The sequence below is a fragment of the Ruegeria sp. CG4 genome, assembly GCF_056537185.1.
Genome location: NZ_JBQFRB010000015.1, coordinates 1 through 15,307, shown reverse-complemented (window position 1 = coordinate 15,307; position 15,307 = coordinate 1). Strand labels below are relative to the sequence as shown.

Genomic DNA, 15,307 nt, shown 5'->3' with positions numbered 1-15,307 from the left:
ATTAGCTGCATAGCGGCATCGGATTGCCAATTGGTCGAAACCGCTACGGGCTTGTTGTGGCGCTTCTTAACGCTTTTGCCCAATCCTCTAGATGGCTATCGTGATATGGGCCTTGCTCGGATTTGAAGGTCACGACACCCTTAGCGTCGAGAATATACAAGCGCTCTGGTGCGCCAGCGTAATCGTCATTTATCCGATTGTCTGGCCAATCTAGGACAACTTGGCTGTGAAAGCTGAAGGCCCTTCGCCAATCATGGGCCACCTTGGCACGCTCATTCATATTTGTTGGTTGAGCGTACATAATTTTGTCGGCACGGTTGGAGTTTGTGTTCCATCCGTCTGTCGGATGCGCTTCCAGCGTGTAAACGAAAACGAACTGAACCGAGTTTTCAAATTCGCCAATTAACTGCTTCATGCGCTCGGATTGACGACGAAATATGGGACACGTGTAGCTCCCGAAAATCAACGAGACAGGCGCATCGCGAAGATCGGATAGCTTCAGTAAGTCGGATGAAACGTCTCCATCCTCACATAATACGTGCGCCAAGAAGTCTGGAGCCGGTTCACCTAAGTTGGCCTTGCATCTCGTTTCTGACGCTGCCGCTTTGTCGAGATAGTCAAGAAAATCCGCCTTACTAAGACTCATCGCATCTTCGAATTCATCATCGGACATACCGTCCATCTGATCACGCATACTGAATGCAATTTTGCTCACTGTTCTTCCTCCGCCACACCAAATTTACCACGAGTGGCCAAGAAGTCTGAAGCGATTATTCGCAGCGTGTCGCTCGAACGACAGCTACGCGGACAAAGCGGCTGCTGTGTATTGGAAGCGGTCACTCTTGACGGTCCACCTAGCAAAGTCATTGTCTAACACTTACTGACTGAATGCGTGAGACGGGACAGTGAAGATGCCACTTGATACGAATTTAATCCTATGCCCGATAAATCTTCGTCACGTGAGGCTGGATTACAGCGCCTACGAAGAAGCAATCGCAATGGCTAAACGCCGAGAAGCGCGGCTTCTCGTGGTGACAGTTGCGCCAGAAATGGAGCGAAACTTGAACATTCGCGACTCTGTTGGATATTGGAGCGAGCAACTGAAGAAGTTTGTTGAAGATCACCCAGCAGAAGGCGTCGAACTTGAAACCACTGTCCGGACCGGAGCGGTGCATCGCCAGATCGTGAAACTCGCGGATGAACGCAACGTCGACATGATCGTAATGGAGGCGGCCAATCCAAAAATCCAAGACTATCTGTTGGGTACAACCGCCAGTCATGTCGTTACGCACGCTAGGTGCTCTGTTTTTGTTGTACGTAACTAGCCGTTCCAAAATGGCCAAGTACCGCAGTTTGATGTAGTGGCTCCCCTATCTCAATGGGAAGCCACAACTGCTTTCGACTGTTTCTCAGAGCTTCTTGTATTCAGATCGCAAGGCCAACCACAGGCAGTAGCACATGATGAGTATCACCAGTGTAAACGGAATCCCCATGGACACGGCGGCTCCCTGAAGGGCGTTCAACCCACCGCCGAGGAGCAGTGCAATAGCGACAAGGCCTTCAAGAGTACACCACCATACACGCTGAACGACGGGCGCATCCAACTTGCCACCTGCGGTGATTGTATCGATCACCAGTGAACCGGAGTCGGACGAGGTGACAAAGAAGATCACAATCAATACCAGCGAGATCGGCGCAATGATGTTGTACAGCGGCAGTTCCTTGAGGAAACCGAACAAGGCGCCCTCCGGAGCATAACTGTCGATTACAGTGGCTTTGACTCCTTCAGCACCACCGGAATTCAGCATGTCGATGGCCGCACCTCCGAAAGTGGACATCCACAACGCACAAACAGCTGTTGGTGCAATCAGAGCACAGAGTACAAACTCACGCACGGTGCGACCCCGGGAAATCCGTGCAATGAACATGCCGACGAAAGGCGACCAAGCAATCCACCACGCCCAATAAAATGTTGTCCAGCCGTGGAAAAAGCTCGTATCTTCCCGCCCGAACGGATTGGAAAGCGCAGGCAGCAATGTGACATAGTCCACCATGACTGAAACGTAGCGCGCGATTGCAGCAGAAATTCCGGTCATAGCGATCACAAAAATAAAGAGCCCGACGGCCATTATCATATTTATCTCAGACAGTCTTTTTACGCCCGCGTCCATGCCCAAGAGGACGGAGCCAAGAGCGATAAGCGTGATGGCAACGATAATGATAACGGTCAGCGTCGGGGACGGTGAGATGCCAAACACCTCGTTCAGACCTGCAGCAACCTGTTGAGCACCCAGGCCCAAGGACGTCGTGAGGCCGAAAAGTGTCGCAAAGACTGCCAGCGTGTCGATGAGATGTCCCCAAAAGCCCCAGACTCGTTCTCCAAGCAGCGGAAAAAAAGCCGACCGGAGCGTGAGTGGCAGGTTCAGGTTGTAAGCGAATATCGCAAGCGCCAATCCCACTGCAGCATATACAGCCCAGCCTTCGAGACCCCAGTGATGTATTGTCCCGACGACACCAATATACTCATTGCCCGGTTGACTAATGTCGATGTTCAGGGGCCGTGCATTCCCGTCTTCCGAAAAGTTGTAATACACTGGCTCCAAAACACCAAAGAACAGGAGGCCGATCCCGATCCCTGCCGCAAACATCATTGCGATCCAACCCGCATATGAGTAATCGGGTTTCGCATCCTTTCCGCCAATTCTGACTTTTCCGACTGGCAGGACAATAAGCGCCAGGCAGAACAATGTGATGGCATTTACCGACAACACCAGAAACCAGTCAAAGGTACTGGTCAGCCATGGCCGGAGCCAGCCGAAGAATGCAGCAGCAGCTTCCTGATTGGCCAAAGCCACGATCACGAAACCCAGGATCAGCAAACCAGAGACAATGAAGACGGGGTTGTGGATATCCAACCCGAGCGGCCTGATGTTGTCTTGTCCGAGTTCATACTCAGTCTCGAAGTCCCAGACACGTGGGTCCGGGTCGAGCATCTTTTTGGGACTTGAATCTGACATTTTGCCTCCCATAGCGCTGTTTCATAAGGTTTATCGTTGCACGGCATGCGACGATCTGTCCAACACTGAGTTGGAGGGAGCTGCAACAGGAAACGGCGCATCAAGTCCCAGGACAGCAAAGTCACGAAACAAAAAACAGTCAAATCAGCTTCGATAGCTAAACAATTTCAACAGGGTAACTTTGTCGCGTAGCGGCAAAATTAGTCGGCCGAGAGCGCCAAAACCCACTCGACTAAGTGACTCTGTGTTCTGAAGTCTGTCGTAGCCATCTCGGCTAAACTGCAGAACCGTTAGGTCAAGCTCATCCCTGTCTAACAGCATCGGGGAACTCGCAGCTGGCTCAGTTTCCTCGGGTAGCGCAACCGTCAAGTGGGCAGAATTGACGCGTTTTAATTGCTTACGCTTTGGCACCGGTACCACAATTCAATCTGCTGTCCTGTGATATCCGCATTGGGCTGATATTGTTAAAAAACTCCAGTTTTGGCCAAAACCGGTAAATAATTACCCATTGTCAGGCGGTTGATTTTTTTAGCCAGGGGGTCGGCCGAAGCAATGGTTCCGCGATGTGAGAGGCTGTCATGGCCTGCTTTGGGCAAGTGGTGTCAGCATTGCTGACGCGATGGAAATCGGCGAAAAAGCGAGTGGGCCGAATTCTCGAGTTTTTCAACAATATTGGCTCAATTCGGTCATTCGCAGTATCTTCGTGAGCGTCTACTTCGCGGACGCACCCTACGCCAACGGGCAGTTCTACGTGAAAAGATCAGTAGAAAGGTACTTCAATCCGGAGTCGCAAATGATCACGGAAACGGTCTGGCCCTTGTGAGGGCCTTTTAGCAGCTCGACAGCACCCGCCACGTTGGCGCCGGCAGAAAACCCAGCAAAAATGCCTTCTAAACGCGCCAGATTGCGACAAGTCTGACGTGCAGTGTTGCCATCAATTTGAAGAAACCCATCCCACACGAACCCTCGAAGGAAATCGAGATCATCCATAACATACCCACCTCCCTGAATGGGATGTTCGGGGCTTGTCACTTCCTGACCGGCGATAACTGCAGCGCCTTCGGGCTCAATGGGATAGCATTTGATCTCTGAATTTCGCGATCGCAGGTACTTGGAAGTCCCAGACAAAGTGCCACCCGATCCGACAAAATCACAGAATGCATCGATGTTGCCGCCGGACTGTTCCCAAAGTTCTGGGCCAGTCGTATGTTCATGGGCACTCGGATTACCTTCTCGTTGGAATTGGTCAGCTCGAAATGCGTTGCGTTCAATCGTCAGTTTTGTAGCCACGCGATCAACCTCTGCGAGGTCAGCGCCGGATACTTCCCCGGGGCGACTTCCCGGCATTTGATCTACCAACACGACTTCGGCGCCAAGAGCCTGCATCATTTGTGCGCGCTCAGGCGAGTTGCCTTTGGACATGACAGCAATGAATGGGTAGCCTTTGATACTGCAGATGATGGCAAGGCCGGTGCCCATATTGCCACTTGTCAGCTCAACGATTGTCTGCCCTTGCTCTAACGTGCCATTGGCCTCAGCTGCTTCAATGACCCCAAGCGCCGCGCGGTCTTTTTTGGAGAATCCGGGGTTCAAGTAATCGAGCTTGGCTAAAATTTTTCCCTCGCAACCATAATGCTTTACCAGCCGATCAAGAGACACCAAAGGTGTGTTTCCAATCGCTCCGAGAATGGAACAAAATGTACCAGTCATAATAAGAGTCCCAACTCTGTTTCGAAGCGAACTTTGGTAGACACTGCAGAGTTTTGCAACTTGGGCGCCTGGGGCTCAGCCACCAAAAAGTAACGTAAGGCTGCTCTGTAGGCGACACAACCTATCGCGGCAATCAGGTTTGGCGTTAGAGACTGGCCAAAACTGATATCCAGTCTCGGTTATTTAAGTGGCAAAAATTTTCTTGTGGATACCTGCTGAAGTGCGAGCTCACAAATATACCAGCTGGTTTTCTACTGCTTCCAATAGTGCCGTCTTAACTGCGTCGATCATTTTAGTGCGAGGTGAGGCTCTCATATTCGCCAGGCCAACAATGCGCTTAGGTCCGTTCTGTTCAAGGGGAATACTTTTGAGCCGCAAGTGGTCATATGCAGCTAAGCGGCTGTCTGGTATGATTGATACGCCAAGTTCAGCCGCCACCATACTTGAGATTGCTTCAAGGCTCTCTAGTTCCATGGCGTCTTTGACTTCAATGCCCTTTCTTTGCAGCCAAGTCTCGATTTGCCTTCCTACAACCGCATCACGCGTAAAACGAATAAACGGTGACGCACCAAGCAGTTCTTTCGGAGGTAAATCTGGGGTGTTTTCCGAGACAAGCAGGACCAATTCTTCGGATACAATTTCAGAGAATTCCAACGTGTTTGGCAGAACATCTGGTCGGGAAATGATCGCCGCTTGAATCTGCCCGCGATCTAACTGTAGCAAAAGCTGATTGGTCAAACCTGGAACAATTCTTACACGGATATCCGGATGCACGGACTTTAGCCTCGCTAGCGCAATTGGCACCAATCCAGTCAGAGTTGTTGGAACGGCCCCCAAAGTTATTTCACCAAAGAGTTCGTTGTTCGACCTCACCCTTTCCGCCAAACCGTCATATGCGGCCACCACCGCTGCAGCCTCTTCGGCGAACGTTAGCCCGGCATGAGTCAGTTTGGTTGATTTGGCCGATCGGTCAAATAAAACGAGCCCCAACGTGACCTCCAGATTCCGCATCTGGTGACTGACCGCCGACGGAGTTAGATGCTCCGCCTCTGACGCGGCACGGAAGCTACCATGTCGATGAACTGCGATTAGAGTTCGTAGTGACCGAATGCTCATATCGATAACCTCACTACCGCCTAAACCGTGATCGATATGTGAAAGTTTTTCACTGATTAGTCAAAGAATTTTCGTTTTTGTTCATTTTTGTTGATGTGTACCTTGCGCATGGCATGCCCAACGAAACCAAACCCAGAGGTGCTTATGGTTGCTCCCAAATCCAACGCTTATACTTCCATCGTTGCCAAACCCTTCGCTCCAAACCTTGGGGCTGAGATTTATGGAGTCGATCTAAGCCGGCCTGTTCCTGACAACCAGTTCGCAGAGATCTGCAGCGCTTTTCACACCTATCAAGTTCTGTTTTTCAAAGAGCAGAAAGAAATTCCGCCTGCGCAGCACATTGAATTTGGGAAACGCTTTGGACCGCTTCATGCGCACCCCGCAGCCCCAACAATGGAAGGATATCCAGAGATTTTCGAAATCCATGCAACCAAGAATTCCAAGGTAGCAAACGGTGAGTTCTGGCACTCTGACGTCTCTTGCGACGAGACGCCTCCTCTTGGAACTATGCTTCAAATCCATATCGCCCCTCCCTGCGGCGGGGACACTATGTTCAGTGATATGTATGCGGCCTACGACGATCTTTCTGAACCGATAAAAGATATGATCAACGGCCTGTCTGCGCTTCATAGTTCAGAGCATATCTATAAAGGCCGCTATAGCGACCGGGGACAAAAAGACAGCGATATTGATTGTCCCGAAGCAGTTCATCCAATTGTTAGAACTCATCCGGAAACGGGCCGGAAATCGCTATTTGTGAACCGAACATTTACGACAAAGATTGTGGGCTTGTCGGATAAGGAAAGCGATGCGATCCTCGACATGCTTTTCGAGCATGCGGAACAAATCAACTATCAAATCCGGTTCAGGTGGTCGCTTTACGACATGGCCTTTTGGGACAACCGGTGCTGCATGCATCGTGCTATCTGGGACTATTGGCCCGCAGAGCGTAAAGGGCGACGTGTGACCGTGAAAGGCGATAGACCTGTTTAGTCTCGACTGAACCGAATTGCTCGATCAATGAAACCAAATCTTTAGGAGCGCTAAGTGCGAGCTGCAGTCGTAAGAGAGTTTTGTGAAGACCTTTCGATTGAGACGGTCCCGGATCCAACCTGCCCAGACAATGGAGTGGTCCTGGAGGTCGCTGCCTGTGGCGTATGCCGCTCGGATTTCCATGGATGGTCTGGTGCACACCCCAAAGTTCAAAATGGCTCCATCTTAGGGCACGAATACTGTGGGACCGTGGTAGAGGCAGGGCCTCAAGCGAAGCACAAAGTTGGTGATCGCCTCATAGCGCCATTCATCTTAGGCTGCGGCAGCTGCAACGCTTGTCAAACAGGCGTATCAAACACTTGTGCTAACCAAATCGTTCCTGGATTTGGAACGCAAGGTGCATACGCAGAATACGTTGCAGTGCCTTTTGACCACAACTTGGTTCACTTGCCAGAAACGCTGTCCCCTGCCTTGGCGGCAGGGCTCGGGTGTCGTGTCACCACTGCTTGGCATGCTTTGACTGACCGTGCAGATGTCGCAGCTGGTGAATGGGTGGCTGTCCACGGAACCGGAGGGATTGGCTTGTCCGTTCTTCTATTGGCAAAAATGCTTGGATGCCGAGTTGTCGTAGTGGATGTGGTTGAAGAAAAGCTTGAGTATGCAAAGCTCAACGGCGCGGACGCAACAGTAAATGCAAGCAAAGAAGACGCCGCAGCAGCGATCCGAGATATCACGGATGGAGGAGCACAGGTTTCCATAGAAGCGTTGGGTATCGAAACAACGACGAACGCATCCGTAGAGTGTCTCGCTATCCTTGGCCGACACGTGCAAATTGGTATGCCGTCGGGCGACGGCCAGATGCAGGTGAACATGCGTGCAATCTATTCCAAACAACTCTCGTTTTTTGGCACTCGTGGTATGCCTTCATGGAAATACCCCCGCCTTCTAGGAATGATCGAACGTGGCGAAGTGGATATCCAGCCAATGGTCGCCAGAGAAATCCGATTGGAAGAGGCTAGCAATGAACTTCGCGCAATGAATGGACCGACTTCCCCAGGAACCGCTGTTATCACAAGGTTTCAGCCGTGATCGGCCCAAACGCCTTATGGGTTTTTTAAACAGTCATTCCCTCTATCATTGTGCGTCCCTATGCAAATTCAGTTATTCGCGCAATCTGGCTGTTCCGGGTAACGCAATGAACGTCTGCTTTTGGCTCTAGGCTGTCATTCGTGTATTAGGCTTGAGCGACCGCTTTGAAGCCATCGACTCCATAGGCCCCGCCACCCGCCAGCACCGGCGACCAACCGTCAGCCCCAGGAACGACTCGTCAACGGTCGTCTCAGCATCAGTGGATGGTTGATCTCGTAAGCACCTGTCGGCACTCGTAGACGGGTAGGCCAGCCCCGTTTATGCCCCAGTGGTTTCGGGTGTTCTGACTCCCCCAGACTACCCCTGTTACCCAACCTCTAGCAGGAGTTCTATGGGGGTGGGGAATAGGTATAAGTAATGAATAGAAACCGGAGGATAGAGAGGCCCTAGTACCCTCCTTCCTGATCCATAATACACAGAGGGAGGAGGAGGTTATGGGGGAGACAGAGAACCCATGGCACTCGCGCCCGATCGACGTTCACCGCTGGTCGGACCATCCGGAGGTGGCAGAGTTGATCGACCGCATCTTGGACGGCCAGCGCTGAATGGGGTTGGAGAGACATCTAGGCATGTCAGGTTCGAGCCCAAATGTGTAAGATGCTGCGTTCGGCTCGGGTGGCAGCGACCCGCAGTTTTCTGACTTTACGAGGCAAAGGCCGCTGGGCATTGCGGATCGGCACGACCGGCCCGATAGCGGCCATTCGACGGTCTGCAGCGGGTGGGGATTTGCGCTAAAGGTCCGCCCCGAACCAGTCAGTACCTGCCGGGATACATACTCATCATACTTTGGACATCGGCATCGCTGGAGAAGGCGTCCGGGTTGCGGGAAAGAACCTCCCTGATGAATTCCCGCCGGGACCGGGCGTCATCGGGCTGCGTTTCCTCAGTGCGGGGGCGCAGGGCGAAGTTGAATACACGCTGGATGAAGCCAAGAGCCTTTTGAAGCGGCGGGACTGTGCGGGTGCTGGTCATGAATGCATTCATCTCTCGGGCCTTTTCTGCTGCTGCGAAGGCTCTCCCACTGTAGTGGCTGCGGGATTTTCGGGTATCGGCCGCGGCGATGTGCTATTCTACAAAAATGAAGAGCGCATTCCGGAGCTGGTCAGAAATCAGGGTCTTTCTTGCCGTCGTGCGCGCGGGGTCCACCTTGGCTGCCTCGCCCCAGCTCGGCATGGCCCAGCCAACTGTTGCACGCCGCATTGAGGCGCTTGAGCATGAGCTTGGCATAACCTTGTTCGAGCGGGACACGCGCGGCTTCCGACCGACCGAAACAGCACGAGCAATCCTGCAGAAGGCGGAAGAAATCGAAGCGGCGGCGATTTGCCTGGCCGAGACAGTCGAAACGTTGCGCAGCACCAGACCGATCCGGATCACGGCCTATTCCGGCAACTTCTCGCCCCGGGTCGCAACGATCTTCAACGAGTTCTCTTTGCTCCGCCCCGATGTCAGCTTCGAATTCCTGCCCAGCGTCGAAGTCCTGGATTTATCGGCTGGCGAAGCGGACATAGCACTGCGCGTGACAAGAAGCCCTCCCCATCCGGACCTCATCTGCCGCAAGATAAGCACCGCGCGTTACGCGCTTTTCGGATCCCATTCATACGCCGAAAAACACGGGTTGCCGACCTCGGTAGAAGACTTGTTCAACCATACGTTTGTCAGCTTCCTACGTGAAGGTGTGCCGTCAGCCTTTCACGATTGGCTGATCCGCTATGCGGAACCTGATCAGATCAGGCAAACCTATTCCGAGCTGGACCTGATGCATGCCGCCATCCGGTCGGGTCATGGCCTTGGCATCATAAACGTGAAACTTGCCGAAAGCGATGACACGCTCATTCAATGCTTTGCGCCGCTCGAGGAGATGAACTCGGAGCATTTGATGCTGATTGCGCCAGAGGCTTATCGTCGCCCCGAAGTAAAGGCCTTCGCGAAATTCTTCGCGCCCCGCTATGCTGCCATTTTCAGGTAGAATCTTCCCGTGAAACCGGAATAATGAATTGCGGCGGTCAACCACACTGATTGGGTTTTCATCCGCACACCGACTGTCTATGAATTGCGCCCCGAGCGACCGCTCTCCGGCTAGCCAGTCTACGCTTCCTCAGACGGAAATTCCCGTTGGTCACGTCCGATTCCGGCTAACTGCGGTTATAATCTCAACCGAGGCAGACGACCGCTCCGCCCGCATTTCGGTCGTTCGCCTAACCTCCTCCTCCCTCTGTGTATTTTGGATCAGGAAGGAGGGTACTGGGGTCTCTCTATCCTCCGGTTTCTATTCATTATTTTTACCTATTCCCCACCCCCATAGAACCCCTGCTAGAGGTCAGGAAAGAGGAGTAGACAGGGGGAGTCAGAACACCCGAAACCACTGGGGCATAAACGGGGGCATTTTCCGTAGCAAACGGGTGCCACGGGTATCGAAGTAACGATGTTCCGATCAACTGGCTGGGGTGGTAGGAATCCTTGCCCACCGATGAAACCTAAGAGCTTTTCCAACCGGTGGCCGGAACTGGGGCGGTTTCGGGGGCATTTAGCGGAGCGAAGCGATAGGCGGCACGAGGACGAAGGACGAGTGAGCGCGGGGAGTTTAGAGGGTGAACATCGGGCATTCTATTAAGCGAAGTAGACGGGCGGAATGGAGCATCAACGGGTCAGCATGGGCAATTAGAGCCGCTGGCAGCCCCATTTTACAGTGGCGACAGGCGCTGGCGGGGCCAATGACGGTTGAATGCGATAAACAGGCCTAAAGTCGAATTTCATTTCATTTTCTGCTATCCTCAAACTCGGAGGATTAGCATGGAGCGTAGGATTGCTGCCATTCTCGCCGCCGACATGGTTGCGTACTCGCGCCTGATGGAGGCCGACGAGACAGGTACCATTGAGCGACAAAAACGACACCGGATCGAACTCATCGACCCCAAGATAGACACCCATAAAGGTCATATAATAAAACTAACGGGGGACGGAATGATTGCCGAGTTCCCCAGTGTCGTAGAGGCAGTTCACTGTGCGGTTTCGATTCAAGAAGCCATGAAAACCCGAGAAGAGCATGTCCCTGAAGATCGCAAGATCCGCTATCGAGTTGCGGTCAACCTTGGCGATGTAGTCTTCGACGAGGGGGATATCTACGGAGACGGTGTCAACATCGCGGCTCGGCTGGAAGAATTGGCCGCACCGGGAGGAGTGGTCGTATCCGGCACAGCCTACGATCACCTCAAAGCGAACGTGGAAGTTGGTTATGAAGATCTAGGAGAAAAGAGAGTAAAAAACATATCCACTCCTGTCAGGGTGTATCGGGTGGTGCCGGGCGGGAAGCCGCTTGTTTCAAGCTCTGGAAATTTTCCAATCAAGGTAGGCATTTCAATGTCTGCGATCATCCTCTTGCTTGCACTAATGATTTGGCGACCATGGAAACCGGAATTCGATCCTGCCTCAGTTGATCAGATGGCCCTTCCTCTGCCGGACAAGCCTTCACTCGTGGTACTTCCGTTCGACGATTTTAGTGACAATCCAGAACACGCATTTTTTGCAGACGGGATCACCGAAGACCTGATCACGGACTTGAGCAAGCTGTCTGGCATTTTCGTAATTTCACGAAATTCAAGTTGGACATACAAAGACAAGGCCGTGAAATCCCAGCAGGTCGCTGAAGAATTGGGGGTACAATACATCCTTGAAGGGAGCCTGCGCAGAGCAGGAGATCAAGTCCGTGTAAATGCACAGTTGATCGATGCCTTGAGCGGTCATCATATTTGGGCCGACCGATATGACAGTGATGTTCAGCAGGTTTTTGAACTTCAGGACAAGGTCCTAGAAGAAATAACATCTGCATTGGCGGTTCAATTGACAGCCAAAGAAAAACAGGAGTTTGGAACAACAGAAACTGAACATCCTGAAGCGTATGACTCGCTGCTGTACGGCCTTGAACTTCTGCGCAGTGGCAATTCTGATGACACCTTGAGCGCGATTTCCAGATTTGAAGACGCGATCGCAATCGATCCCGATTACCACAGGGCTTATGCTGCCTTAGCTGCGGCCCATTGGCGAATTGTTCAGAGTGTCTGGTTTCTGGCCATGAGTGGCGGGTTTGAACGGTCTTGGAAAGAAGTGGAAAGAAGCCTTGAAAAAGCGATGGAGGAACCATCGGCTTTAGCATATTCGGTTCAGGCAGAGATTCTTGTGGAGCAGGGCCGCCACGATGAGGCATATAAGGAATTAGATAAAGCGTTGGCTCTGGCGCCAAATGACCCTGACATACATCTCGTAAAAGCCAAGGTCCTTAACGCGACAGGGCGTGCGTCGGAAGCGGAAGCGGCGGTTCAGTATGCTTTGCGTTTTGACCCGCTTGAACCAACCCGCTATTTGCGCGAACTGGGTGTTTCCCAGCTTCACCAAAAAAAATATGAGGATGTCGTGGCAACGATGCGACGCGTGCTCAACCGCAATTCTGACATAGTGGCCGATATTACAACGTTAGTATCCGCGCTTGGTCACTTGGAGCGGCTAGAGGAAGTCCCTGATCTGGTAAAGCAGTACGACGCTCTTGCCCTGCCGTCGTTTTATGATCCCTTCACGGCTGAAGAAAGCCTTATCTGGTGGTACGGTGACATGTACGGTTACGACCCGGATTATCGCCGACATTTGTATGAGGGCGTTTTGAAAGCCGGGGTACCACCCAGCACTGGCAATGACATTGATTACGATGATGTCGCAGACCAAATGACACGTGATGAAGGTTTATATTACCCTGAATCAATCTCTCGTATTAATACTGAAGAAGCACATACTCTTTGGGAACAAGGCGCAGCGAAATTCGTCGATGTGCGCGCGAAGTTGGATTTTAATGCCGGGCATATACCCAATTCCTTCAACTTCTCGCTGTTAGTTGGTCTGTCACGAGACGCGCTTTTGGAAATAGCGGAACTTGATGACACTATGGTATTCAGCTGCCATGGGCCACATTGCCCATATTCTGCGTATGCCGCAATAAAGGCCCACCTCTGGGGCTTTGAGGATTCTCGGTACTATGCCGGTGGGTATCCAGATTGGGTCGAGCAAGGCCTTCCAACGGCAATCGTTGAAAACGATTAGCTCGTCGCTCGCCAACTACCCTTGGTTTCACTCTGAAAAAAGACAGAAACGTCGGCTGCGAGCTTCTGTTGGGCGTAGAGCAGACGTTCAGTTGGTACCGGTCGATAAACGCAGAGAGCCAAAACGATCGTCTCAGTATGCTATTATTGTTAAGACCAAAAATCCGGAGGAACTCGAATGCTGCTCCGCCAGTTCCGATTGACCGTACACGAAGGCAAGGCCGTAGAATTTGAGACGATTTTTCGCGATCAAATACTGCCTCTTGTGAAAAGCCAGGATGGCTTGATCTGGGTGGCAGCCGGAAAGCCTTGGAGGGGCGACCCGAACGCATTCTGCATGACAATGCTCTGGCGCGACTTGGATTCGATAAAAAATTTCGCGGGCGACAATTGGCTCGAAGCGCGGATTGAGCCCGAGGAGCGAGATTTGATTGCCTCGGCCAGCATCGAGCACTTTGAGCTGCTAGGATCTGTGGGTCCCTGAAAGCTTTAGTAACGCTTTGTCCGCCTAACAGAAGCTCGTCCAGACTGATTGAACGTCCGCTCCCCCGAAAACCGAGCAACTTCCTGCATCTAAATAAAGAAGCAACTGCAGGAGTTTGATCCATGAAGTACCTGTCTGCCCTCGGCGTTCTCGTCGGGGGTTTTCTTTTGCACCCACCGCCCAAGGCTGTCCTGACGACGATGCTCTGGGTGGTGTCTCGGTCCCATCCCGCTGTCTCGGCGCTGGTTCTGCTGGCGGTCCTCTGGACGTGGAGGTCCGACGATGACTGAGCTGAAGCTGAACCCCGGTGACGTCGTGGTCATCCGCGCCTTTGATGACGTCCCTGAACATCTGTTCCGCGTGGAAGAGGTGTTCGAAGACTGCGTGACCGGCTTTGCTGTGACCGGCCCACTGGCTGGTACCTACGGCGAACCGGCCCTCGAGATGATCGTCCGGCGCGTCCCTGACGCCTAACGGCAATCCCTAGCAATCAACACTGAAAGGAGGAGACCCATGTCTGCTCACATTCGCTATGCCTATCTGAAGGGCCATACGTGGTTGTTCAGACGCAACTATCCCGTTGACGTGGCTCTCGCGCTGGGCGCTCAGGCGCTGAAGCAGAGCCTGAAGACCGGGGATCGTAACACCGCCCGTGTTCGAGCCGCTGAAGTCAATGCCCGCTTCGAGACACTGGTGGAGCAAGTCCGTGGCCAGGCAGAGGACGCCCTGTCTGCCACAGAGAGCACCGCTGACGTTCCTGATTGGCTCAACCAGCCAGAGTCGTCTCTCTTGCGTCTCCGGGCCACTCTGGAGGGCTCTGGATGCAATCTGGAGCGGTCTGCCTTCACCACACCATCTGCGCCGGTTAAGGTGCCGGTTCGTGACCTGAGCCGCGCCTATCTCTCCCGGCGCAGTAACGAACTACGACCCAGCGGGTTCAAATCGGTCCGATACTCTGTGGGGTTGTTCACGAGCCGATATGGTGACCGATCGATATGCAGTCTGACGCGGGCGGAGGGGCGAGAGTTCCTGTCAGCGATAGCCCAGCTATCACCGATGATCGGTAAGTTGGAACGGACACGCGGGCTGACCCTGGACCAACTCGTTACCTACTCGTCTCGGGGATCAGTAACTATTAAGGCCAGAACCCAGCGGCGGATCTGGTCGCAGGTCAATCACTTCCTCGACTGGGTGGTCTATGAGGGGCATCTGGAGGTCAACTCGTTCCGGACGGTGCCGTTCGATCGGAAAGTGCGTCCTCAACCCTATGCGGTGCCGACTGACGATGAGGTCTCCAGACTTCTGGCGTCTCGTGATCCTGAGCTTCATTCCGTTCTGCTGACTTGCCTGTTGACAGGACTGCGCGCAGGGGAAGCGGTCGGGCTGCTTCGGGAAGACCTCGTGACCAAAGGCAACCTCGGCGCGTTCGTTCATGTTCGACCTAACCAACTGCGACTTCTGAAGACCGACGCGGCGGAGCGACTGGTGCCGGTTCACCCGGTGCTGGATGAGACGTTCCGGCAGCTACCATCATCTGGTCCTCTGTTCCCCGACCTGACCGTGGCACATGTCACTAAGGGCTTCGCGAGACTGAGACGGCGGCTGGGTCTGGAGCGACCGGGACTGGTGTTCTGATCCTCCCCCTCTGAAGTGGTCCACCGTGATGGTTAAGAAAACGGAGGAACCACATGGCGAACAAGCGACCGAAGCCGGAAGAGATTGTCTCGAAGTTGCGGCAGGTTGAGATATTGATG

Annotated in this window: 15 protein-coding genes and 1 pseudogene; 11 read left to right on the top strand and 5 right to left on the bottom strand. The window is 53.0% G+C overall.

Annotation, left to right across the window (positions count from 1 at the left end):
* Window positions 1-43 precede the first annotated feature (43 nt).
* Complete coding sequence (locus tag ACR0J2_RS23200; RefSeq protein WP_170617516.1) at window positions 44-715, bottom strand: deiodinase-like protein; 672 nt, start codon at window positions 713-715, stop codon at window positions 44-46.
* A 196-nt stretch (window positions 716-911) separates the two neighbouring features.
* Here ACR0J2_RS23200 and ACR0J2_RS23195 point away from each other — a divergent pair, with 196 nt between their 5' ends.
* Window positions 912-1,325 carry a universal stress protein gene (locus ACR0J2_RS23195; RefSeq protein WP_170825435.1) on the top strand — a complete coding sequence of 138 codons (414 nt, stop codon included), beginning with the start codon at window positions 912-914 and terminating at the stop codon, window positions 1,323-1,325.
* Window positions 1,326-1,409: 84 nt separating this feature from the next.
* Here the strand turns inward: ACR0J2_RS23195 and ACR0J2_RS23190 are convergent, their stop codons facing one another.
* From ACR0J2_RS23190 to ACR0J2_RS23180, 3 genes are all read right to left on the bottom strand, one after another.
* Window positions 1,410-3,017 carry a BCCT family transporter gene (locus tag ACR0J2_RS23190; protein WP_170617524.1) on the bottom strand — a complete coding sequence of 536 codons (1,608 nt, stop codon included), beginning with the start codon at window positions 3,015-3,017 and terminating at the stop codon, window positions 1,410-1,412.
* Window positions 3,018-3,764: 747 nt separating this feature from the next.
* Window positions 3,765-4,727 (bottom strand): PLP-dependent cysteine synthase family protein, encoded by a 963-nt coding sequence (locus ACR0J2_RS23185; RefSeq protein ID WP_480814018.1) that lies wholly within the window; start codon window positions 4,725-4,727, stop codon window positions 3,765-3,767.
* Between the two features lie 228 nt (window positions 4,728-4,955).
* Window positions 4,956-5,843 (bottom strand): LysR family transcriptional regulator, encoded by an 888-nt coding sequence (locus tag ACR0J2_RS23180; protein ID WP_480814017.1) that lies wholly within the window; start codon window positions 5,841-5,843, stop codon window positions 4,956-4,958.
* Window positions 5,844-5,987: 144 nt separating this feature from the next.
* Here ACR0J2_RS23180 and ACR0J2_RS23175 point away from each other — a divergent pair, with 144 nt between their 5' ends.
* The 4 genes and pseudogenes from ACR0J2_RS23175 to ACR0J2_RS23160 all read left to right on the top strand — a co-directional run bounded on the left by ACR0J2_RS23175 (window position 5,988) and on the right by ACR0J2_RS23160 (window position 8,720).
* Entirely contained in the window at window positions 5,988-6,836 is an 849-nt protein-coding gene (locus ACR0J2_RS23175; protein WP_170808432.1) for a TauD/TfdA family dioxygenase, read from the top strand.
* 54 nt (window positions 6,837-6,890) lie between these two features.
* A pseudogene (locus ACR0J2_RS23170) lies at window positions 6,891-7,280 on the top strand (alcohol dehydrogenase catalytic domain-containing protein); the annotation flags it as partial.
* 3 nt (window positions 7,281-7,283) lie between these two features.
* Complete coding sequence (locus tag ACR0J2_RS23165; RefSeq protein WP_480814055.1) at window positions 7,284-7,925, top strand: zinc-binding dehydrogenase; 642 nt, start codon at window positions 7,284-7,286, stop codon at window positions 7,923-7,925.
* Between the two features lie 648 nt (window positions 7,926-8,573).
* Window positions 8,574-8,720, top strand: coding sequence for a hypothetical protein (locus ACR0J2_RS23160; protein ID WP_480442435.1), 147 nt, complete (start codon window positions 8,574-8,576; stop codon window positions 8,718-8,720).
* A gap of 18 nt (window positions 8,721-8,738) precedes the next feature.
* Here the strand turns inward: ACR0J2_RS23160 and ACR0J2_RS23155 are convergent, their stop codons facing one another.
* On the bottom strand, window positions 8,739-8,957 hold the full coding sequence (locus ACR0J2_RS23155) for a hypothetical protein (RefSeq protein ID WP_170808434.1): 219 nt from the start codon (window positions 8,955-8,957) through the stop codon (window positions 8,739-8,741).
* Between the two features lie 88 nt (window positions 8,958-9,045).
* On the opposite strand from ACR0J2_RS23155, the gene ACR0J2_RS23150 reads away from it, so the two are divergent.
* The 6 genes from ACR0J2_RS23150 to ACR0J2_RS23125 all read left to right on the top strand — a co-directional run bounded on the left by ACR0J2_RS23150 (window position 9,046) and on the right by ACR0J2_RS23125 (window position 15,188).
* Window positions 9,046-9,951 (top strand): LysR family transcriptional regulator, encoded by a 906-nt coding sequence (locus ACR0J2_RS23150; protein ID WP_480594061.1) that lies wholly within the window; start codon window positions 9,046-9,048, stop codon window positions 9,949-9,951.
* Window positions 9,952-10,775: 824 nt separating this feature from the next.
* Complete coding sequence (locus ACR0J2_RS23145; RefSeq protein ID WP_480814016.1) at window positions 10,776-13,070, top strand: rhodanese-like domain-containing protein; 2,295 nt, start codon at window positions 10,776-10,778, stop codon at window positions 13,068-13,070.
* Between the two features lie 177 nt (window positions 13,071-13,247).
* The gene (locus ACR0J2_RS23140; RefSeq protein ID WP_480814015.1) at window positions 13,248-13,553 is read left to right on the top strand and encodes an antibiotic biosynthesis monooxygenase; all 306 of its coding nucleotides are present in this window, start codon (window positions 13,248-13,250) and stop codon (window positions 13,551-13,553) included.
* A gap of 122 nt (window positions 13,554-13,675) precedes the next feature.
* Window positions 13,676-13,843 carry a hypothetical protein gene (locus ACR0J2_RS23135; protein WP_170484287.1) on the top strand — a complete coding sequence of 56 codons (168 nt, stop codon included), beginning with the start codon at window positions 13,676-13,678 and terminating at the stop codon, window positions 13,841-13,843.
* Window positions 13,836-14,027, top strand: coding sequence for a hypothetical protein (locus tag ACR0J2_RS23130; protein ID WP_480814014.1), 192 nt, complete (start codon window positions 13,836-13,838; stop codon window positions 14,025-14,027). The genes ACR0J2_RS23135 and ACR0J2_RS23130 overlap by 8 nt, the downstream gene beginning before the upstream one ends.
* A gap of 39 nt (window positions 14,028-14,066) precedes the next feature.
* Window positions 14,067-15,188 carry a DUF6538 domain-containing protein gene (locus ACR0J2_RS23125; RefSeq protein ID WP_480814013.1) on the top strand — a complete coding sequence of 374 codons (1,122 nt, stop codon included), beginning with the start codon at window positions 14,067-14,069 and terminating at the stop codon, window positions 15,186-15,188.
* Window positions 15,189-15,307 lie beyond the last annotated feature (119 nt).

Bases quoted from the DNA above. Each gene is read 5' to 3' on its own strand.
- ACR0J2_RS23195 (WP_170825435.1), top strand. From the start codon at position 912: ATGCCACTTGATACGAATTTAATCCTATGCCCGATAAATCTTCGTCAC.
- ACR0J2_RS23190 (WP_170617524.1), bottom strand. From the start codon at position 3,017: ATGTCAGATTCAAGTCCCAAAAAGATGCTCGACCCGGACCCACGTGTC.
- ACR0J2_RS23185 (WP_480814018.1), bottom strand. From the start codon at position 4,727: ATGACTGGTACATTTTGTTCCATTCTCGGAGCGATTGGAAACACACCT.
- ACR0J2_RS23180 (WP_480814017.1), bottom strand. From the start codon at position 5,843: ATGAGCATTCGGTCACTACGAACTCTAATCGCAGTTCATCGACATGGT.
- ACR0J2_RS23175 (WP_170808432.1), top strand. From the start codon at position 5,988: ATGGTTGCTCCCAAATCCAACGCTTATACTTCCATCGTTGCCAAACCC.
- ACR0J2_RS23160 (WP_480442435.1), top strand. From the start codon at position 8,574: ATGTGTAAGATGCTGCGTTCGGCTCGGGTGGCAGCGACCCGCAGTTTT.
- ACR0J2_RS23155 (WP_170808434.1), bottom strand. From the start codon at position 8,957: ATGACCAGCACCCGCACAGTCCCGCCGCTTCAAAAGGCTCTTGGCTTC.
- ACR0J2_RS23150 (WP_480594061.1), top strand. From the start codon at position 9,046: ATGTGCTATTCTACAAAAATGAAGAGCGCATTCCGGAGCTGGTCAGAA.
- ACR0J2_RS23145 (WP_480814016.1), top strand. From the start codon at position 10,776: ATGGAGCGTAGGATTGCTGCCATTCTCGCCGCCGACATGGTTGCGTAC.
- ACR0J2_RS23140 (WP_480814015.1), top strand. From the start codon at position 13,248: ATGCTGCTCCGCCAGTTCCGATTGACCGTACACGAAGGCAAGGCCGTA.
- ACR0J2_RS23135 (WP_170484287.1), top strand. From the start codon at position 13,676: ATGAAGTACCTGTCTGCCCTCGGCGTTCTCGTCGGGGGTTTTCTTTTG.
- ACR0J2_RS23130 (WP_480814014.1), top strand. From the start codon at position 13,836: ATGACTGAGCTGAAGCTGAACCCCGGTGACGTCGTGGTCATCCGCGCC.
- ACR0J2_RS23125 (WP_480814013.1), top strand. From the start codon at position 14,067: ATGTCTGCTCACATTCGCTATGCCTATCTGAAGGGCCATACGTGGTTG.